The sequence below is a fragment of the Urbifossiella limnaea genome (assembly GCF_007747215.1).
GTDB classification, from domain to species: Bacteria; Planctomycetota; Planctomycetia; order Gemmatales; family Gemmataceae; genus Urbifossiella; species Urbifossiella limnaea.
This window is the reverse complement of sequence record NZ_CP036273.1, coordinates 1,679,373-1,698,748: the sequence shown is the minus strand read 5'-3', so window position 1 is coordinate 1,698,748 and position 19,376 is coordinate 1,679,373. Positions and strand designations below refer to the sequence as shown.

Sequence of the window (19,376 nt, the reverse complement as noted above, 5' to 3'; positions counted from 1 at the left end):
AAAGAAGCCCACCCGTTGCGACGGGTGGGCTTCCTTGGAGTTGCCGGTTAGTCGCGGCGCGGGCCGCGGCCCCGTCCGCCGCCACCCCCGCGGCGGTCGCCGCCGCGGTCGCCCCCACGGTCACCACCGCCGCGCTCCTCGCGCGGCGGGCGCTCGCCGCCGCCCTCGCCCTCGGGCAGCGGGTCCATCAGCGCCTTGCGGCTCAGCTTCACCCGGTCCTGGTCGTCGATCGAGATGACCTTCACCTGGATGCGGTCGCCGATCTTCACCACCTCGTCCACCCGGCTGACGAACCCGGGGGCCAGCTCCGAGATGTGGCACAGCCCGTCGCGGCCCGGGGCGATCTCGACGAACGCCCCGAAGTCCTTGATCGAGATCACCTTCCCGTCGTACACCGCGCCCACCTTCACCTCGGCGCACAGCGCCTCGACGCGGCGCTTGGCGTCCTCCACGCCCTCGGCGTTCAGGCCGGAGATGGCGACGGTGCCGTCGTCCTCCACGTCGATCTTGGCGCCGGTCTCCTCCTGGATCGAGCGGATCATCTTGCCGCCGGGGCCGATCAGCTTGCCGATCAGCTCGGGGTTGATCTTCAGCGACACGATCCGCGGGGCGAACGGGCTGATCTCCTTCCGCGGCGCCGGCAGCGCGCCCAGCATCGTCTTGAGGATCTGCAACCGGGCCTCGCGGCCTTGCTCCAGCGCCCCGCGCACGATGTCCTCGGGGATGCCGTCCAGCTTGATGTCGAGCTGGATGCCGGTGACGCCCTTCTGGGTGCCGGCGATCTTGAAGTCCATGTCGCCGTAGTGGTCCTCGTCGCCCTGGATGTCGGTGATGAGGACGTGCTGGTCCTTCTCCATCACCAGGCCGATCGAGATGCCGGCGACCGGCCGCTTGATCGGCACGCCGGCGTCCATCATCGCCAGCGTCCCGCCGCACACCGACGCCATCGAGCTGGAGCCGTTCGACTCCAGAATCTCGCTGACGAGGCGGATCGTGTACGGGAACCGCGTCGCCGGCGGGATGACGGCCTTGAGCGACCGCTCGGCCAGCATGCCGTGGCCGATCTCGCGGCGGCCCGGCCCGCGGATCGGCTTGCACTCGCCGACCGAGTACGACGGGAAGTTGTAGTCGAGCCAGAACTTCTTCGAGTACTCCTCCTGGATGCCCTCGACGCGCTGCTCGTCGCCGACGGTGCCGAGGGTGGCGACGACGAGCGCCTGCGTCTCGCCGCGCTGGAACACGGCCGTGCCGTGCGTCCGCGGCAGCACGCTGACTTCACTGCTGATGGCGCGCAAGTCCTTCGGCGCGCGGCCGTCGATGCGGGTGCCGCTCAGGGTGATCTCGCGGAACACCCGCTCGCGGATCGCCGACACGGCGGCCGACACCTGGGCCGCCGTGTACTTGGCGTCGGTGGCGCCTTCGGGAGCGTACTCGGCCTTGAGCGCCGTCTTGAACTGGTCGAGCGCGTCGTTGCGGGCCTTCTTGCCAGTCGTCAGGTAACGGGTGCGGAACTCGGCGCCGTGCTTCTTGTAGATGGCCTCGGCCAGTTCGTCGGCCGGCGGCGCCTCGGGGAGCACCTTCTTGCCGAGCCCGGCCTTCTCGCGCAGCTCGTGGATGGCGCCGATGATGAGCTTGCACTGCCGCTGCGCCTCGGCGATGGCGTCGCCGGCCTCCTGCTCGGGCAGCTCGCGGGCGAACCCCTCGATCATGACGATAGCGTCTTCCGTGCCGGCGACGATCAGGTCGAGCTCGCTCGTCTCCATCTGCTGGAACGTCGGCAGCACGACCAGCTGGCCGTCCACGCGGCCGATGCGGACACCGGCATGCGGCTTGAGGAACGGGATGTGGCTGACGTGCAGGGCGGCGCTGGCGCCGATGAGGGCGAGCACGTCGGTGTCGTTCTCGGGGTCGGCCGAGATGACAGTGCAGTGGATCTGGACTTCGTTGACGTAGCCGACGGGGAAGAGCGGCCGGGTGGGGCGGTCGATGAGGCGGGAGGTGAGCGTCTCCTTGGTGGAGGGGCGCGTCTCGCGCTTGATGAACCCGCCGGGGAACTTACCGGCGGCGTAGGTGCGCTCGCGGTACTCCACCTGGAGGGGAAAGAAGTCGCGGCCGGGGATGACGTTCCCCTCGACCACGGCGACAAGGACGACGGAGTCGCCGTAACGGACGGTGACGGCCCCGTGGGCCTGCTTGGCGAGCTTCCCGGTTTCGAGGACGAGAGTTCCGCCCCCGATGGGGAGCTCGACGGATGCGTGACTGACCGGCACGGTGATCCCTTTCGGATGACCGGCAGGGTGCGTGCGGCGGTGCGGGGTCGGACGACGTTCGTCCGGCGGCCCCGGGGCGTCCCCGGCGGCCGCGAGCGGGAGGATGGCGGACCGATTCCCTGGGCCGGCGGGTTACTTCCGCAGGCCGAGCCGGGCGATGAGGGCGAGGTACTTCTCGCGGTCCGTCTCGCGGAGGTACTTGAGCAGGTCGGCCCGCTGGCTGACCAGCTTCAGCAGCCCGCGACGGCTGGAGAAGTCCTTCTTGTGCGCCCGCATGTGCTCGGTCAGGTACGTGATCCGGGCGGTGAGCAGCGCGACCTGCACTTCCGGCGAGCCGCTGTCTTGCTCGGCGCGCCGGTACTGGCTGATGAGTTCGGTCTTCGCTTCCTTCGTGATCGCCATCGCTCCCGGCCTCCGCTATTCCGACGCGTCGCACTCCTGCCAACAGTGACGAAACGACAAAAGTGACGCCTGGTTCACAATTGAGAGAGTGTAGGCGCGGGCGGGGGCGCGGCAAGGGGGGAATTCCGCGCCGCTACCGCTTCCGCGCGGCGAAGAACGCGGCGATCTTCCCCCGCGACTCGTCCGACCCGGCCAGCCGCAGGAACGCCTCGGTTTCGAGTTTGATGCCGTCGGCGAGCGGTAGTCGGAGGCCATCGGTGGCAACCCGGTAGACCTCCCGAGCGGCCGTCGATGCGTCGAGAGGTGGCGGCGGGGGCTTGGCGGCGTCAGGGAACGAGTCGTGCTGCTTCCGGTGGAACGGCCGCGGGAGTGTCCCGACGAACCTTGCGATCTCGTCTAGCGTCTCACCGCGGAAGTCGCTGGGAACCTCGACGAAAGTGACGACGCCGGCGCTGATCGCCTCGAAGAGATCAAGCTGCCTCCCTTCGACGAGTAGCGGGAGCGCGCGGGCGAGACCAATGAGCCGCGGCAGGCGTTGAGTGCCTCCCCACCCCGGGATCAATCCCAGGTTCACCTCGGGAACCCCGATTCGGTATTTCTGGTCCGCCGACATGACACGCAGGTCACACGCCAGCGCCAACTCCAGCCCGCCGCCGAGGGCCACGCCGTCGATCGCGGCGCACGTCGGGAATGGCAGCGCCTCCAGCTTCGCCAGTACGCGCAGACCCTGCTCGATAAACGCCTTCACGGCCGGGTCGCCGGGCGTCGCGTCAGCCAGCAGTTTCAGGTCGGCGCCGGCGATGAAACAGCCGGGCTTGCCGCTGGCGATCACCAAACCCGCCAGGTCGGGCGGCAGCGCGTCGAGTGCGACTTCGAGTTCGTCCCACAGCGCCACCGTGAGGACGTTCACCTTCGCGCCAGGCTGGTCGATCGTCAGCACGGCCACGCGGTCGGGGCGGACCTCGACGCGGACGGCGGGGTCGGGCATGACGCACCCCCACGAAACGACGCCACCCCGGGCGGAACCCGGGGTGGCATTGTACCCGCTCGAGGCGGCTCAGTTCTTCGGGGCGCCGTTGGTCATCGGCGCTTCGATCCGCGGGGCGCCGAGCGGCATCGCCGGGCCGATGATCGGCGGGGCGCCGACGTAGCCGGGGCCGGCGACCGGCATCGCGTAGCCCATCGGACCGGCATCGACGCCGGTCGTGCAAGTCGAACATCCGGGGGCGCCGATCGGGACACCGGCGACTGGCATACCCACGACCGGGCTCGGGATCCGGAAGGCGGGCGTGGCGTTACAGACCGGGCCGCAAGCGGGCGCGCACACGGGGCCACAGCCGATGCCGTGGTGGAGCTGCCAGCGGCAGGCCATCCGCTTGTGGACGCACGGAAAGCAGCCGGTGGACAGCGCGGAAACGGCCAAGAGGCCGAACATCACGAGACGACGGGACACGGGAACCTCCTTCGCGGTGCGGCACGGGCGCGGGACGGGAACCTCGATCCGTCGGGGGCCGGGAGTCCGTTCCGGCCGTCCCAGGGGCAGCGCTCGGCCGCCACGGCCTCGAAGGGACCGTGGGCCGCGGCGTTCCTCTGCCGATGCGCAATCGTGCGCGCCGCTTCGGCCGGGGGCAAACCACGCGGGAGCGAAAGAGGCAACCGGCAGCGGCGGCGCGACCGGTCGGGGCGTCGGGACCGCCGGAAGGAGTTGGCGCCGGGGCGCCGGAAGGTGCGAATACATGAAGCCCGCCCGTCGCAACGGGTGGGCTTTGAGACCGGACTGCGGCCGCGACCGGTGCGACCGTTAGAACCCGGCCGGCGGCAGCGAGCCCGGCGGCAGCGAGCCCGGGGCCGGGCAGCACGGCGCGGCCGAGCTGACCGAGTTGCTCTTGCAGCAGCGGTTGTTGCGGCAGCCGGTCAGCGGCAGGACGAGAGCCAGGGCGGCGAGAGCGAGGACAAAGCGCTTGGCGAACATGGTTCGCTCCTTCCTTCGGGGTGTGTCGGCTGTGATGGTCGGGCGGCGCGGTTCGCCATCCGGACGCTTTACCGTATGTCGCTCTTGCGCCGGCGCCAAAGCCCGACTTGAGCCAAACCCGCCGCTTTTCGGACATGTCCGGCGGGTCGTGCCGGTTCGGCCGGCCGTGCCGGTCCGCGAAGCGGGGCAAGGGCGTCGGGTCGTAGCAGTCGCAACGTCTGGGGTGAAAATCCCGAGATTATCCGATGAGCTCTTGACGGCCCATCTTGCCGAGATTAGTTTCTGCCCAGCCTCACAGATTCGCACCCTCGCCAGACGGGACGCACGGATACGGCGCTCCCGGCACAGCCACGGACGGTTCGGGATGTCCGCCCCCTTCCCACCCCCCGGTACGGGCGTACCCTCACCGCACACGTCGTTTTCCGCCGGCCCGCGTGGGCTCGTCGTCGCCGCCCCGGCCAAGCTCAACCTCTACCTCGAAGTCCTCGGCAAGCGCCCCGACGGGTTCCACGAGTTGGAAACCCTGATGGTCGGGCTGAACCTCTACGACACGCTCGAAGTCCGCCCCCGCGCCGACGGCGAATTCCACCTGACGTGCGACGACCCGACGCTGTCCACGGGGCCGGACAATCTCGTGGTCAAAGCCGCCACCCACTTGCGGCTTCGCGCCGGGAACCCCTCTCTCGGCACCGACCTGCACCTGACGAAGCGGATCCCGACGCAGGCCGGGCTGGCCGGCGGGTCCAGCGACGCCGCGGCGGCGCTCCTCGCCCTCAACCGCGTGTGGGGCCTGAACCTCTCCCGCGCCGCGCTCGCCCTCGTCGCCGCCGACGTGGGGTCCGACGTGGCGTTCTTCCTGAGCCTGCCGGCCGGGTGGTGCACGGGGCGCGGCGAACACGTCGCCCCCGAACCGCCCGGCACCGGCTTCCCCGTCGTGCTCGTGCTGCCGCCGGTCGGCCTCTCCACGCCGGCGGTCTTCCGTCAACTTCACGTCCCCGCATCGCCGCGGAGTGGCGACCCCGTCCGGGCGGCCTTCCGGGCCGGTGACGCGACCGCCCTGGGCGCGGCCCTCTTTAACCGATTGGAGGAGCCGGCGTTTGCACTTGCCCCGGAAGTGGAACGCGTGTATCGCCGCCTCGCCGCCCTGAACCCCGTGGGGTGCCTCATGTCGGGGAGCGGGTCGGCCGTGTTCGCCGTCTGCCGGGACCCGCACGACGCGGCCCGCGTGGCGGCCGGTGTCCGGGCGGCCGCGCCGCCCGACGAACCCCCGAGTCACGTCCTGGTCGCTCGCACCCTCACCCCCGATCCCGCCTGAGAAGGAGGCCCGCGGTGGTCATCACGGAAGTCCGCATCAAGCTGTGCGAGGAGAACAACGAGCGGCTGCTCGCGTTCTGCTCGGTCACCTTCGACAACGCCTTCGTCGTCCGGGATTTGAAGATCATCGAGGGCACCAAGGGCGTGTTCGTCGCCATGCCCAGCCGCAAGCTCACCGACCGGTGCCAGAAGTGCGGGTGCAAGAACCACCTCCGCGCCCGCTTCTGCAACGCCTGCGGCGTCCGCATGGACGAGACCCGCGCCACCCGCGAGATCGACGGCCGGGCCAAGCTCCACGCCGACATCGCCCACCCGATCCACAGCGGCGCCCGCGAGTTGGTGCAGGGGGCCGTGGTGAAGGCGTACCACGAGGAGAAGGAGCGCTCGAAGCAGCCCGGCTACGTGTGCCGGTACGACGAGTACGACTTCGACGACGACATCCCGAGCTACGCGGCGATTGCGGCCGACATGGGCGCGAAGACCGCCCGCCCGCACGCCGGCCACGCCGCCCCGAAGCCGCCGCACATCGCCGCCGAGGGGGCCAAGGTGCGCAGCGAAGACTTCGCCGCCGGCATCGGCTGAGCGGCCGGAATGATTCTTCCGGCCGAGGGGGGTCGATCCGCGGAAACATGTCACCGACTCATAAAAAAGTCGGTTCGAGCCAGCCGCAGCGATAGCGTTTGCGGCAACTTGTTGACTGGAAATGAGTTCTGGCACACGAGCCGCCGCTTGCGGCTTAGCGTCCCGCGACGCTAAGCCGCAAGCGGCGGTCTATTTCGCCGCCTCAAGCGCCGCCTTGAGGAACGCCGCGAAGTCCGACACGGTGTTGATCTTCCCCTCAATGATGGCCCGCCGCTCCCCGCCCGGCTCGCGGAACACGCTCACGGTGCCGTCCGCCCGCGGGATCAACACCGCGTACGTCGGCAGCGCGTTCGTCCCGAACGCCGCGACCTCGAACGACCGGTTCGCGTAGGCCTCGTCGCCCCGGTGCTCGCGGCCCGGGTCGCTCCGGTACGCCGCGGCCGGCACCTCGTCCGTGTACAACTGCACCGACTCGAACCGCTCCAGCAGCCCGGCGACCTCGGGGCGGGTGAAGACGTTCAACTCGTTGTACCGGCAGTTCGTACACGTCTCGCCGGTGAAGTCCACAAACACCGGGCGGTTCAGCCGCCGCGCCCGTTCGATGGCGTCCTTCAGGTCGGTGTCGGCGTGCCCGGCCTTGTGTTCCGGCAGCAGGAACGCCTCGACCCACGCGTACACCGCCCCGGCCGGCCGCGGCCGCTTCCCCTCGACGGGGTTCAGTAGCGCCGGGGCCAGGTACACCGCCAGCCCGAGGAACGTGACCGCGAACAGGAGCCGCGGCACGCCGATGTTCGGCCGCTCCTCGTCGTGCGGCAGGCGGAACAGGTTCAGCAGGTACAGTCCGCACGCCGCCGACAGCACCACCCACCCGGCCAGCACCGCGTCGTAGGTGAAGTACTCGGTCGTCGGCAGCAGCCGGAGTTCGGCGGTGCGGAGGAACTTGAGCGCCGCGGCGACTTCGAGGAAGCCCATCACCACCTTCACGCTGTCGAGCCACCCACCGGACCGGGGCAGCGCCTTGAGCAGCCCCGGCACCAGCGCCAGCACGAAGAACGGCGCCGCGAACGCGGTGGCGAACGCCAGCCCGCCCAGCACCTCGCGGGCGGTCGGCAGCGCGACCAGTTGGCCGTCGCCGGCCGCCCCGGCCGAGATGCCGGCGAACCCGCCGAGGAACGGCGCCACGCAGGTGAAGCTGATGACCGTGAACGCCAGCGCCCCGAAGATCGTGCCGACGACGCCGCCCTTCTGCTGCTTCGACTGGAGGCGGCGGGCCAAACTGTTCGGCAGCGTCAGTTCGTACATGCCGAACAGGCTCAGCGCCAGCACGAAGAACAGCACCCCCAGCGCGATGTTCGTGGCCGGGTGGGCGGCGAGAATCGCCATGAACTTCAGCAGCGCGAACGCCGACGTGCCGAGGACGGCGATGATCGTGAGCGAGTAGACCCCCGCCAGCTTCAGCCGCTCGCCGAGCGAGTTGTGCGCCTGCTTCAGGAAGATGCTGACGGTGATGGGGATCATCGGGAAGACGCACGGCGTCACCAGAGAGATGAGCCCCCACAGCGCCGCGGTGGCGAGGAACGCGCCGAGCCCCTCGTCCTTCCCGCCGGTCGGGCCGGTGCCGCCGGCGGTGCGGTCGTGGACGAGGCTCTCGCGGACGGCGGTCAGGTCCGCTTCGTAGGTGGCGATCGGCTTGGCCGGCTTCGGGCCGACGGCTTCGGCCGCCGGCGTGGGCGTCGCCGGGGTCGGCGCCGGCGGGTTCGCGCTGCCGCGACTGGGGGCGAGCGGCGCGGGCCCGCGGCTGGCGAGGCGGGCCTCGGCGGCGGCCAGGTCGGCGCGGTCGGGGTTCTCGGCCAGCTCGTCGAGCACCTCGAACTCGGCCGTCGGGAGTTCGTCGCGGACGATGGTGAAGCAGTTCCGCTCGTTGCACACCTGGAGGGTGGTGTCCTTCCCGAACGCGACGGCCTTCTTGCCCGGCGCCGCGGTCGTCGGCACGACCACGCGGAACACCCACGTGGCGGCGCCCGGGCCGGGATAGTACTGGTCCGTCTTGCCGGGGGCGTTGTCCCGCGGCTTCTCCTTGCTGCCGGCGGGGTCGGGCGACCGGGACAGGATCACGTAGTCGGGCGTGGCGGCGAGCGTGGCCTGGTCGTTCTTGCTGGCCTGCGTGGGGTCGGCGGGGCGGAACGGGTACGTCCAGGCCTTGTCCTTCGGCGTGATGGTCAGCCTCGCGGTCACCGTCTCGCCGCGCTTCACCTTCAGCTTGTCGAGCTCGAACGACACGTCGGCGAAGTCGAAGAACTTGTTCGCCCGCTTCTTGGGGGCCGCGACCGGTGCCGGCGGGGCGAACGGGTCGTCGCCGGGGAGTTGCGCCGCGGCCGGGGCGGCGGCGAGGGCGACGACCGCGAGCGCGGCGAAGCGGGAGAAGCGGGGCATGGCGTGCTCCGGGGCGGACGGCGAACGCCCACGGCGGGCCGTGGGCGTCGCGCAGGCGTCAGAGGATACGGGCGGGTCGGGTCGGGGCTTACAGGCACGGGGTTTCGCCGCTCGCGGCGTAGCGGCGGTCACGTCGCTACGCCGCGAGCGGCGAACTCAGTTGCCCACCGCCTTGGCTACCTCGGCGGCGTAGGCCGCCTCCACCGGCACCGCCGGGCCGGGGAGCACCTTCAGCGTCGCCTCGGCCGGCACCGCCTTCGGCGGGAAGCAGTTGTTCTTGTCGCACACCTGCATCTTGAACGCCGCCAGCTTCACCGCCGCCGGCCCGGCCGCCGCCTTCGGCGACACCACGGCCTTGCGGCTGTACACCGCCGTGCCGGGGTTCACGTGGTACTCCTTGATCCCCAGGTCCGGCTCGCTCTTGACGTCGTAGACCGGCGGGTCCGTCACCGCGCCCACGAACACCACCGCGCCGGGCTCCGGGAACTTCAGCTGGTTCGTCATCGACGCCGCGGCCTTGTCCGGCTGGGCCGTCGGGTACGTGTAGTACCCGTCGGCCAGCTCCACCGTCAGCTTGAAGGTGACGGTTTGGCCCGGCTTGGCCTCCGCGGGCTCGAACCTGGCTTCCACCTTCTTGACGGCCTTGGCGAACCAGTCGGCCTTACCCTGCGCCGCGGCCGGCGTCTCGGGCTGGGCGGCGACCACGATCGCAGCCAGGAGGGCGAGGGCGGCGGGGGTACGGGGCATGGGAACCTCGGGTTGTGATCGTGTTAGGCCGGGGCGCAAGCCCCGTTGAGGTTCGGACCCCCAACGGGGCTTGCGCCCCGGCCTAACAAACCGGACTATCGCTTCGGGACCGGCGCCGGCGCCGGCGGCGGCTTCGGCGGGTCCACGCCCGTCAGCTTCAGCGTGCTCACCTCGCGCGTCCGGATGTCCACCACGCGGATGCGGTGCGCGTTCGTGTCGGCCACGTACAGCTTGCCGCCCGCGGCGCTGAGGCCGCCCGGCTCGTTGAACGTGGGCGACGTGAACCACCCGCCGCCGTCGTTCCCGCCGAGGAAGGTGTTCAGCTGCTTCGTCGCCGGGTCGTACACCCGCAGCTTGCTGTTGTAGGTGTCGGCCACGTACAGCTTGCCGTCGGCGTAGGCCACGCCGAGGGCGTGCTGCAGCCGCGCCTCCTTCGTCTCGCGCTCCAGCGGGTCGTCGATGCGGGCGGGGCCGTCCTTGTCGCCGAAGACGAACAGGCCGCGGCCGACGAGCGTCTTCACCTCGCCCTTCCCGCCCAGCGGCACCTCGCGCAGCGCGCTCACCTCACTGTCCGCCACGAACAGCGACTTGCCGTCGGTGGCCAGGCCGCTCGGCTGCGCCAGCATGGCGAACGGCAGCGGCCCGTCGCCGATGTTCTCGCGGCCGCTGCCGGCGTACGGGGCGATCTCGTCCTTCTTCGTGTCGTAGGTCCAGAGCTGGTGGTGGCCCGCCATCGCGATGAACAGCTCGTCGCCGACGAGGAGCACGTCCCACGGGCTGTTCAGGCCCATGCTCTTGGCGGGCACGGCGGACTGGATGCGGCGGTCGTTCGGGTCGGACGCCTGCTTGCCGGTGCCGGCCACGGTGACGACCGTCTTGTTCTTCAGGTCCAGCCGGCGGATCACGTGGTTCTTGCGGTCCGCGACGTAGGCGAAGTCGCCGCTGACGGCGATCCCCTGCGGGTCGTCGAACTGGGCCACGTTGAACGCGCCGTCCTCGTACCCGGGCTGGCCGGTGCCGGCGACCGCCACCGCGTTCCCGCTCATGTCGGTGACGACGACGCGGTGGTGGGTGCTGTCGGCGATGAACAGGCGGGCGCCGGCGGGGTCGGCGGTGACCTTGCCGGGGAAGTACAGCGGCGTGGTGTCGCCGCCCTCGCGGAGGCGGGCCAGGTCGAAGCGGACGGGCGTCTCGTTGAGCGTCTTCCGGGTCTTGGCGTCGGCCACCACGCGCTCGATGACGCCGGCCAGCAGGTCGTAGTTCCCCTCGCCCGACGTGTAGCCGACGAGGTTCCCCTCGGGGTCGATGAGAACCATCGTGGGCCACGCGTCGACCTCGTACGCGTCCCACAGCTTGCGGTCGGCGTCGTTGACGACGGGGTGCTCGATCTGGTACCGCAGGACGGCCTTGCGGATCGAGAGCGTGTCCTTCTCGTTGTCGAACTTCGGCGAGTGGACGCCGATCACGACCAGCTCGTTGCGGAACCGCTGTTCGAGCTTGTGCAGGTCGGGGAGGCAGTGGATGCAGTTGATGCAGCAGAGCGTCCAGAAGTCGAGTAGCACGACCTTGCCGCGGAGGTCCTTGAGCGACAGCGGGCGGGCGGTGTTCAGCCAGGCGGTGCCGCCGGTGAGTTCGGGGGCGGGGACGCGCTTGCGCGGGGGCGGCGGGGGGTCGTCCTTGGCGTCCTTTTTACCGGCCTTGTCCTTGGCCTTGTCGTCCGCCCCGGCGACGGCCGGCTCGCCGACGAAGAGCACGGACACGACGAGCGCCGCGACGAACACGCCGGCGGCACCGGCGAGGAGCCACGGCAGTCGTCGGGGCGGGGCGGGAACCGGGTCGGGCATGGAGGGCCTCCGCGGCGTACAGGTCCAATCATCTTAGCCGACGCGGCCGCCGGGGAGTACCGCGAACCGGCGGGGCGTGTTACAACGCCGAAAGAAGCACCCGCCACCCCACCGCCTCGCCGAGCACCACGAGCACCGCCACGAGCGCCGCCATCAGCGCCGCCCGCACGGCGACCGTCCGCCGCTGGAAGCGGCGCTCGCGGCGCGGGTCGTCGGCGAGCGTCAGCAGGAAGCCGACGCGCCGCTTCACCGGCCCGTGCTGCCACGCCCGCAGCCAGCCGACGGCGCCGCGCAACAGCCGCGCCGCCGGCCGGTCCGGGGCCGGGTCGTCGCTCCCCTGGAGCAGGTCGACGCGCTCCAGGGCGCGGACGAACGTGCGGATGCCCGTCGGGCACAGGCCCGCGCCGCCGGCGGGGAAGTCGGTGTCGGGGACGTGCCCCTCGCACCCCGGGTCGTCGCACGACACCGACCGACAGCCGAACACGTCGGCCTGCCGCTCGCACCGGCGCGACAGGAAGCCGAACACGAGGAACAGGTACGCGGCGAGCCCCGCCGTCGGCACCATCACCCACCACGGCTCGGCCGCGGCGGCGCGGCCCACCCAGCCGGCGAGCTTCGGCTGCGCCCACACGGCCAGCGCCGTCAGGTCCACGACGCTGAGGAGGAAGAACGCCGCGTACAGCCACAGGTGGCCGTGCCGCTGGTGGCCGACCTCGTGGCCGAAGATGGCGTCCACCTCGTCGGGCGGGAAGTCGTCGAGGATGCGGTCGGTGAACACGACGTACCGCGCCCGCGGCAGCAGCCCGGCGATGAGGGCGTTCGCCATCGTGCCGTGCGTCGGCCACAGCAGCAGGTCGGTGTACGTGAACCGCAGCCGCCGCGCGAGGGCTTCGAGGCGCTCGCGGGTGGGGCCGTCCGGGAGCCGCTTCAGGCCGAGTAGCGGCTTCGCCAGGAGCGGCATCGTCATCGCCAGGACCGGCAGGACGGCGAGCGACGCGAGGCGGAAGGCGTCGGCCCCGGCGACCTCGGGGGCGAACCGGCCGAGCGCCTGGATGCCGGCGTACAGCGCCAGCGGCAGCGCCAGCAGGAAGCCGAGGAAGCGGACGTGCCCGAGGACGTAGCCTAGCCGCGTCGGGAAGCCGCGGCCGCCGGCGAGCAGGGCCTTCTCGGCGTCGTAGTACACCACCCAGCCGGCGGCGAGGAGCACGAAGTAGGGGAGCGGCACCGCCAACTCGGCGAACGGGGCCAGCACCTCCCAGCCGTCGTGCTCGACTGTCAGCGTGTTCTGCACCGCCCAGCCCCAGCCGAGGCCGACGACGGCGTACCCGACGAGCCCCAGGTTCACGAGGCTGAGTAACCGCCGCAGCCGGCCGTAGACGCGGCCGACCCGGGCGCGGGAGTTGGGGTCGCGGCGGAGGCGGCGCACGGCCCACGTCCGCAGAGTGGTCGCGGCCGTCAGCGACGCGGCGACGGCGGCGGCGGTGAGGCCCGCGGCGCCGCCGGCGCCGAGGCCGAGCGGCGGCTCCGGCCACGGCACTGGCAGACAGGCGGCGGTGACGAACAGCACCAGCAGAATCGGCATGCCACCAGTTTACGCCGCGATTGCGGTGGCGGGGCGCGTCCGGTAGCGGCATGATGAACCCGTTCCGCATCGTCCGCGCCCGGTGGGCCGCCATGACCACCCCGCTGCCGCCCGACCACGCCGCCCGCCTGACCCGCGCCAAACTCGCCGTCGAAGGCCTGTCCGTCGGCGACGCGCTCGGGCAGACGTGCTTCCACCCCGACAACTACGCCGCGCTGCTAGACGACCCGCGCGCCACCGCCCGCGCCCCGTGGGAGTACACCGACGACACCGAGATGGCGCTCGGCATTGTCGAGGTGCTGACGGCCCACGGCCGCATCGACCAGGACGAACTGGCGCGGACCTTCGCCCGCCGGTTCGAGCTGCTGCCGTTCCGCGGCTACGGCGGCGGCGCAATCCGGCTGCTCGGCGCCATCGCCGCCGGGGCCGACTGGCGCGCCGCGGCCGAGAGCCTGTTCGGCGGCGGCTCGTTCGGCAACGGCTCGGCGATGCGGGCGGCGCCGGTCGGGGCGTACTTCGCCGACGACGGGTACGAGCGCGTCGCGGAGCAAGCCCGGCTCGCCGCGGCGGTGACGCACGCCCACCCCGAGGGAATCGCCGGCGGGATCGCGGCCGCGGTCGCGTCGGCGTACGCCTGGGTGAACCGCGACCGCCGTGCCGACGACGCCGTGAAGCGCGGCCTGTTCGACGCCGTGCTGGCGCACACGCCGGCCGGCGAGGTGCGCGACGGCATCGAGCGGGCGGCAAACCTGCGCGTCGAGGTGCCGACCGAGCCCGCGGTGCGGCTCGTGGACTACGGGGCCGCAATCGTGCCGTTCGACACGTCGCTGGAGCCGGTCGTGCGGCAGCTGGGCAACGGCAGCCGCATCATCTGCCAGGACACGGTGCCGTTCTGCCTCTGGGTCGCGGCGCGGCACCTGGACGACTTCCGAACGGCACTCGTGCAGACGGTCCGCGCCCACGGCGACATCGACACGAACGCGGCGATCGTCGGCGGCATCGTCGGGCTGGCGGTCGGCGAGTCGGGGATCCCGCGCGACTGGCGCGACGACCGCGAAGACCTGAAGTGGTGACGGCCGCCCCCGCCGACCTCAACCCTTCGGGTAGACGCTGACCGCCGACCCCGCGGCGAGGACCACGCTCGCCGGCGCGCGGCCGGTCATCCCCGCCCACGCCGGGCCGTACAGGGCGCCCCAGTCCACGTCGGCGGCGAAGTCGGTGACCGGGTACACGTCCCACTCCGGGTGGCTCACCTCGTAGCGGATCAGCCGGCCGCGGCGGCTCGTGCCGTAGCCCCAGCTGTGCTCCTTGAACCAGTGCTCGACGCTCTCCGGCCCCGGCCGCACCGCCGGCTTCGAGCCCACCGCACGCAGCGAGTGGACGCGGCCGCCCCACTCCACGGTGTAGCGCGCGGTCACGGCCTCGGGGTTGTCCTGCACGTCCATTGTCATGCGGGCGGCGCGGTAGGGTTCGTTGTACATCAGGCGGGCGAGCCCCGCGACGAGCCGCTGCGGGACGAACTCGCGGACGAAGGCGACGCCGCGCTCGTCGCCGCGGCGGGCGTAGACGCGGAGGTTCCACTCGGGGAAGTGGCGGTAGCCCGGCCAGCTCACGCCGAGGACGCGCGTGTCGAGGAACTGGAACCCGACGAGGCTGCACCACGCGGTGCCGTCGCGGCGGTCGGGCTCGACGCCCGGCGGGAGGTACGGCCGAACCAGGTCGTCGGCGACCGGGTAGTTGGCGAGGACGAGGTGGCACCACCGGGCGGTGAGGAAGTTGCGGCGTGCGGGCGGGCTCATGCGGCCAGTGTAGCGGTAGGAAACCCGGCCGGGGGAGTTGCTGCCGCGGCCGCGCGCGTGTAGAAATACGACGTGACGGTTTTGGCCGTCGCTGCCGGTGGCTGTAGCTCAGCTGGTTAGAGCGCCAGATTGTGGTTCTGGATGTCGCGGGTTCGAATCCCGTCAGTCACCCTCCTAAGTCCCGAATCGATAAGGGTTTAAGCAGGCTCGACGCTCAAGCCTCAACGCTACCGACCTTGAGTTTACGGAGCTAGCTCCGTAAACTCGGGTCGGTTGTTGCATTTGGGGGTGTCACGCGATGGGCCGGCCGCAGAAGTCGTACCTGGGGAAGCCGTCCGTCTTCCGCGACCGCGAGCGGGTGTGGTGGAACGGGAAGTGGCACGACCTCGGCGTCGCCGGCGGTAACGAGGCCCGTGCCGAGTACGGCCGCCTGGCCGCGCTGTGGGCGATCGACCCGACGGCCGCCGCGCTGAGCCCCGACGACTACCTCGTGTCGGAGTTGTGCGCCGACTACCTGGCGTCGCCGGACTCCCCGCAGGAGGGCTTGCAGCGCGACCGGGCCGCCCTGGCCGTGGAACAGCTGCTCGAACTCCACGCCGCCACCGCCGTCGCCGACTTCGGCCCGAAGGACCTGCGCGCCTGGCAGACGTGGCTCTGCGGGCTCCCGGGCCTGAGGAAGCCTGGGGTGAAGCGGTTCAGCGTCTCGACGGTGAACTACCACGTGGACACCGTCCGCCGCATCTGGCGGTGGGGCGTCCAGGCCGAGCGGACCACTCCCGAGCGCTGGCACGCATTAAAGGCGGTGCCGCGGCCCAAGGTCGGCGAGGCCCGGGCGCCAAGGACCGTGGACCCCGCCGACCCCGAGCACGTGAAGGCGGTGCTGCCGTTCCTCCGCCCGCAGCCGCGGGCGATGGTGGTGTTGCAGCTGGCGAGCGGCGCCCGGCCCGGCGAGGTGTGTGCGATGACGCCCGCCCAGGTCCACCGGGGCGGCGTCATCAACGTCCCGGGTGCCGGCCGGCACAACCTCGACAAACTCGGCGTCTGGGCCTACGTGCCGAAGAAGCACAAGCTGACGTGGAAGAACAAGCCTCGTGTTCTGCTCTTCGCCGGCGAGGCCCAGGCCGTACTCGCCCCGTTCCTCGAACGCGACCCCGACGCCCCGTGCTTCTCGCCGAAGGAGGCGACGGACGGGCTGCGAGCCGAGCAGCAGGCCGCGCGCCTGGCGCGGGGCGGCGGGTCGGGCGGGAACCGGAAGGTGCCGAAGGTGGCGGCGCCGCGCCGCTCACCGAAGGACCGGTACACCGACAACAGCTACCGGGCTGCGATCACTCGCGCGTGCGAGAAGGCCGGGGTGCCGGCGTGGTTCCCGTATCAGCTCCGCCATCTGGCCGCGGCGGAGATTCAGGAGGTGTTCGGCCTCGACGCCGTGCAGGCGCTGCTCGGCCACCACACGAAGAGCATGGCGGAGCATTACGCGGGCGCGGCGGTCAAGACTGCGGCCGAGGTGGCGAAGGCTCGGGGCGGGTCCGCGGGTGTGCCGGAGGATCTCGCGCCCGACCTTGCGAACGCCCGTTAAGGGGGCGGGCCGGGCTGACGATACTTCGGGTGCCGCACTCACAACCGAATACCAGCCGAGCGGGGCCGGCTTCAGCCAGTCGGCTGGGAAGCCCTGAGGACGAAGGCAAGCACCCCGACAAGCCCCGGCTCGGCCTCGACCCGCACTGGCCGCGACCGGCCCGTCCGCGGGTGGAGCAATAACCCACCGACAGAATTACGCACGTCTTTCAAAACCACCTTTCCGCCGACTACTACGACCACTGTGTCCCCCGCCGAAGGGGGGACGCCGCGGCGGATACACACGCTGTCCCCGGGCATTAAGCGAATCCCGTCCGAGGGTTCGCCCGGTACGCGGAGCATGGCGGCGTTGGGATCGAATATGTCAAGGAAGTCAAACCGACCCGCCTCACAGAGCAAGGTCTTCGAGTCACCGGAAACGCTAAAGAGAGGGAGGGTGAACCTGTGGCTTAAGACTGGCCAGACGTTACTGAATTCTCGATGGAGAGCAGCAGAGTAATTCGCTTCAATAATCTTACGAAAATATGGGTCGATCAGTTTGGCGACGCTGGTCAGGCATTGGCCGGCCAGACTTGCGAGGCGGGTTGGGGCCTGCCCGACCAAGTTCAGGGTGCCGAGGTTCTTCTTGTAAGTGAGATGGCTCAGTTTGTCCGCCCGCTCTCGCAGGACCAGTGGCCCGTCGGCTCCGATGTCCGCAGCCGCCTGGCCGGCGCACTCCTCCAGGATCGGCAGGACATAATCCTCGATGGTCTGGCCCCGCAGCACTGCCGTCTTGCGGGCGATGGCCACCAGTTCCTTTGCCACCTTCACGGTCCGGTGTTTTGCCGTACTCGGCGTGGATGGCGAACTGCGCGCGGGCTTACCGGTGTTTCCGTCTGTCGGCATCGTTTCGGTCCCACCGGGAGAATTCTTCCCAAGCGAAATCATATCGCACGCCTTTGGCAGCACGAGCAGCGAGCCGGATTTTTCGGGTCGTGAAACATTTTTGTCTAGCGTCCTGAGTTGGTGGTTCGTGTGCAAACGTCCTCGACCTGACAGAGGATGAGGCCGGCGGTCGCGGTCCTCTGGAAGGGCTCGGGTTCGCGTTGTGCTCGACCAGGTACGCCTCGATCGCCTGTTCCAGTGCCTCGACCGTCTCGAACACCTCGCGACGAATCCGCTTCTCGGTGATCGCGGCGAAAAACCGCTCGACCTGGTTGAGCCACGACCCGCGGGTCGGAGTGAAGTGGACGACGAACCGCGGGGGCTTCGCCAGCCACCGCTTCACCGCCGGGGTCTTGTGGGTGGCGTAGTTGTCCAGCGCCAGGTGGGTCGTCACCCCGTCCTCCGCCGGGTCGGCGGCGTCGATGTCGGCGAGGAACGTCACGAACCGCCGGTGCCGGTGCCGGCGGTGGCACTTGCCGATCACCTTCCCGGTCGCCACGTCCAGGGCGGCGAAGGGCGACGTGGTGCCGTGCCGCACGAAGTCGCGGGTGCCACGCTCGGCCTGCCCGAGGGTCATCGGGAGGACCGTCTGGGTCCGGTCGAGGGCCTGGACCTGGCTCGTCTCGTCCACGCTCAGGACGACGGCCCGGTCCGGCGGGTCGAAGTACAGCCCGACCACGTCCCGGACCTTCTCCACGAAGGACGGGTCGGTCGAGAGAACTTGAACGCCTCGTGCCGGTGGGGCTGGAGGCCTAACACCCGCCGGATGCGGCTGACCGCCGTCTGGGACAGGCCGGTGGCCTTGGCCATCCCCCGGGTGCTCCAGTGGGTGGCGTTGGCCGGCTTGGACTCGAGCGTCCGGGTGACCACGTCCTCGACGTGGGCGTCGGTGATGGTCCGCGGCGGCCCCGGCCGGGGGCCGTCGTTCAGCCCGTCGAGTCGGCGGTCGAGGAACCGCTGCCGCCACTTCCCGACGGTCGGGAGGGTGACCCGGAGGGCGGCCGCGATGGCCGTGTTGGACTGCCCGGCGGCGGCGGCCAGGACAATGCGGGACCGGAGGGCGAGCCGCTGGGCGGTCTTCGGCCGGCGGACCCAGGCGTCGAGTTTGGCCCGCTCGTCGGTCACGGTCAGGGGCTGGAGTCGGGGCATCGGGCACCTCCGACCGCAACCCTACCGACCTGCCCGATGAGGCGCAAGGTCGAGTTAACGAATTCGCAACTCAGGACACTAGCCGCTCGCCGGGTGGGGTCCTAGGAAAATTACGACAGCAGAAACTAGTTAGGATCCGAGAGGATCAAGGCCGTCACTGTGGTCCCGAGGAGGTCGGACATGTGTGCTCGGGCGGACAGGCCTCGCCTGCCGCTGATCGATTGGCTGGAGGTGAAGCCGGGGGTGATCTACTCGACCGCGGACCTGGCCGGTCTGATGGGGGTGTCCGAGTCGACCGCGATCCGCTGGGTCCGCGGCAAGCGGTTGTCGGCTCTACCGCGGGGCTCGGCGCGGGCACCATACCGCATCCTCGGCGTGGAACTGCTGAAACTCCTCGGCAACCAGGCCGGCGCTCTCAGCAGGCCCTCGGAGACAGCGAGTCAAAGGGGTGCCCGGGTGGAGGCGGCCAAGGCCCGAGTGCGGCAACTGGTCGGCGACTCCCTTGGATCGCGGGCGCGTCGGGCGCCGATCCCCGAACTCGGGCCGCCGGCGGCTCCGCACTGAGTTTCGGTCGGCGGAGGCGGAGAGCCCGCAGCCAGGATGATGGTGGCGCTGCGGGTGGACAGCAGCCGACGGTTGTTCTCCGAAACGAAAACGCGATCGACGCCGAAGGGGTGTTGGCCACCCCCGATCCCTCTCCCGGGCCGCACTCGACGCCCAGCGGACCCGCGCGATCCAGGCCGCCGATGCCCGCCTCCGGGAGCCGGGCGGTGATTGAATCGT

General features: G+C 70.8%; 16 protein-coding genes, 1 tRNA gene and 1 pseudogene. 6 read left to right on the top strand and 12 right to left on the bottom strand.

Features of this window, described 5'->3' with window-relative positions:
• Positions 1-47 precede the first annotated feature (47 nt).
• From pnp to ETAA1_RS31590, 5 genes are all read right to left on the bottom strand, one after another.
• Positions 48-2,270 carry a polyribonucleotide nucleotidyltransferase gene (gene pnp, locus ETAA1_RS06770; RefSeq protein ID WP_145235457.1) on the bottom strand — a complete coding sequence of 741 codons (2,223 nt, stop codon included), beginning with the start codon at positions 2,268-2,270 and terminating at the stop codon, positions 48-50.
• 132 nt (positions 2,271-2,402) lie between these two features.
• Positions 2,403-2,672 carry a 30S ribosomal protein S15 gene (rpsO, locus tag ETAA1_RS06765; RefSeq protein WP_145235455.1) on the bottom strand — a complete coding sequence of 90 codons (270 nt, stop codon included), beginning with the start codon at positions 2,670-2,672 and terminating at the stop codon, positions 2,403-2,405.
• 133 nt (positions 2,673-2,805) lie between these two features.
• A complete protein-coding gene (locus ETAA1_RS06760) occupies positions 2,806-3,660 on the bottom strand; it encodes an enoyl-CoA hydratase-related protein (RefSeq protein WP_145235453.1) in 855 nt (284 codons plus the stop codon).
• 69 nt (positions 3,661-3,729) lie between these two features.
• Positions 3,730-4,125 carry a hypothetical protein gene (locus tag ETAA1_RS06755; RefSeq protein WP_145235451.1) on the bottom strand — a complete coding sequence of 132 codons (396 nt, stop codon included), beginning with the start codon at positions 4,123-4,125 and terminating at the stop codon, positions 3,730-3,732.
• Positions 4,126-4,473: 348 nt separating this feature from the next.
• On the bottom strand, positions 4,474-4,644 hold the full coding sequence (locus ETAA1_RS31590) for a hypothetical protein (RefSeq protein ID WP_202920709.1): 171 nt from the start codon (positions 4,642-4,644) through the stop codon (positions 4,474-4,476).
• Between the two features lie 364 nt (positions 4,645-5,008).
• On the opposite strand from ETAA1_RS31590, the gene ispE reads away from it, so the two are divergent.
• Positions 5,009-5,959, top strand: coding sequence for a 4-(cytidine 5'-diphospho)-2-C-methyl-D-erythritol kinase (gene ispE / locus ETAA1_RS06750; protein ID WP_202920708.1), 951 nt, complete (start codon positions 5,009-5,011; stop codon positions 5,957-5,959).
• Positions 5,960-5,973: 14 nt separating this feature from the next.
• On the top strand, positions 5,974-6,540 hold the full coding sequence (locus ETAA1_RS06745; protein ID WP_145235447.1) for a SpoVG family protein: 567 nt from the start codon (positions 5,974-5,976) through the stop codon (positions 6,538-6,540).
• Between the two features lie 189 nt (positions 6,541-6,729).
• Here the strand turns inward: ETAA1_RS06745 and ETAA1_RS06740 are convergent, their stop codons facing one another.
• The 4 genes from ETAA1_RS06740 to ETAA1_RS06725 form a co-directional block, all read right to left on the bottom strand.
• The gene (locus ETAA1_RS06740) at positions 6,730-8,973 is read right to left on the bottom strand and encodes a protein-disulfide reductase DsbD family protein (RefSeq protein ID WP_145235445.1); all 2,244 of its coding nucleotides are present in this window, start codon (positions 8,971-8,973) and stop codon (positions 6,730-6,732) included.
• A gap of 156 nt (positions 8,974-9,129) precedes the next feature.
• A complete protein-coding gene (locus ETAA1_RS06735; protein ID WP_145235443.1) occupies positions 9,130-9,720 on the bottom strand; it encodes a protein-disulfide reductase DsbD domain-containing protein in 591 nt (196 codons plus the stop codon).
• A gap of 95 nt (positions 9,721-9,815) precedes the next feature.
• Positions 9,816-11,564 carry a thioredoxin-like domain-containing protein gene (locus ETAA1_RS06730; RefSeq protein ID WP_145235441.1) on the bottom strand — a complete coding sequence of 583 codons (1,749 nt, stop codon included), beginning with the start codon at positions 11,562-11,564 and terminating at the stop codon, positions 9,816-9,818.
• A gap of 79 nt (positions 11,565-11,643) precedes the next feature.
• On the bottom strand, positions 11,644-13,146 hold the full coding sequence (locus ETAA1_RS06725; RefSeq protein ID WP_145235440.1) for a M48 family metallopeptidase: 1,503 nt from the start codon (positions 13,144-13,146) through the stop codon (positions 11,644-11,646).
• A gap of 92 nt (positions 13,147-13,238) precedes the next feature.
• Between ETAA1_RS06725 and ETAA1_RS06720 the strand changes: the two genes are divergently transcribed.
• Entirely contained in the window at positions 13,239-14,219 is a 981-nt protein-coding gene (locus ETAA1_RS06720; protein WP_390621248.1) for an ADP-ribosylglycohydrolase family protein, read from the top strand.
• Positions 14,220-14,237: 18 nt separating this feature from the next.
• Here ETAA1_RS06720 and ETAA1_RS06715 read toward each other — a convergent pair whose 3' ends face one another.
• Positions 14,238-14,945, bottom strand: coding sequence for a YqjF family protein (locus tag ETAA1_RS06715; RefSeq protein WP_145235438.1), 708 nt, complete (start codon positions 14,943-14,945; stop codon positions 14,238-14,240).
• Positions 14,946-15,042: 97 nt separating this feature from the next.
• Here ETAA1_RS06715 and ETAA1_RS06710 point away from each other — a divergent pair.
• Positions 15,043-15,116 (top strand) — tRNA-His (locus tag ETAA1_RS06710).
• Positions 15,117-15,243: 127 nt separating this feature from the next.
• Positions 15,244-16,521: a tyrosine-type recombinase/integrase gene (locus ETAA1_RS06705; protein WP_145235437.1), complete on the top strand. Its 1,278-nt coding sequence runs from the start codon at positions 15,244-15,246 to the stop codon at positions 16,519-16,521.
• 71 nt (positions 16,522-16,592) lie between these two features.
• On the opposite strand, the gene ETAA1_RS06700 is transcribed toward ETAA1_RS06705, so the two are convergent.
• A complete protein-coding gene (locus ETAA1_RS06700) occupies positions 16,593-17,324 on the bottom strand; it encodes a hypothetical protein (RefSeq protein WP_145235435.1) in 732 nt (243 codons plus the stop codon).
• 185 nt (positions 17,325-17,509) lie between these two features.
• Positions 17,510-18,593 (bottom strand): annotated as a pseudogene (locus tag ETAA1_RS06695) (IS630 family transposase).
• A gap of 180 nt (positions 18,594-18,773) precedes the next feature.
• Here ETAA1_RS06695 and ETAA1_RS06690 point away from each other — a divergent pair.
• A complete protein-coding gene (locus tag ETAA1_RS06690; RefSeq protein WP_145235433.1) occupies positions 18,774-19,157 on the top strand; it encodes a helix-turn-helix domain-containing protein in 384 nt (127 codons plus the stop codon).
• Positions 19,158-19,376 lie beyond the last annotated feature (219 nt).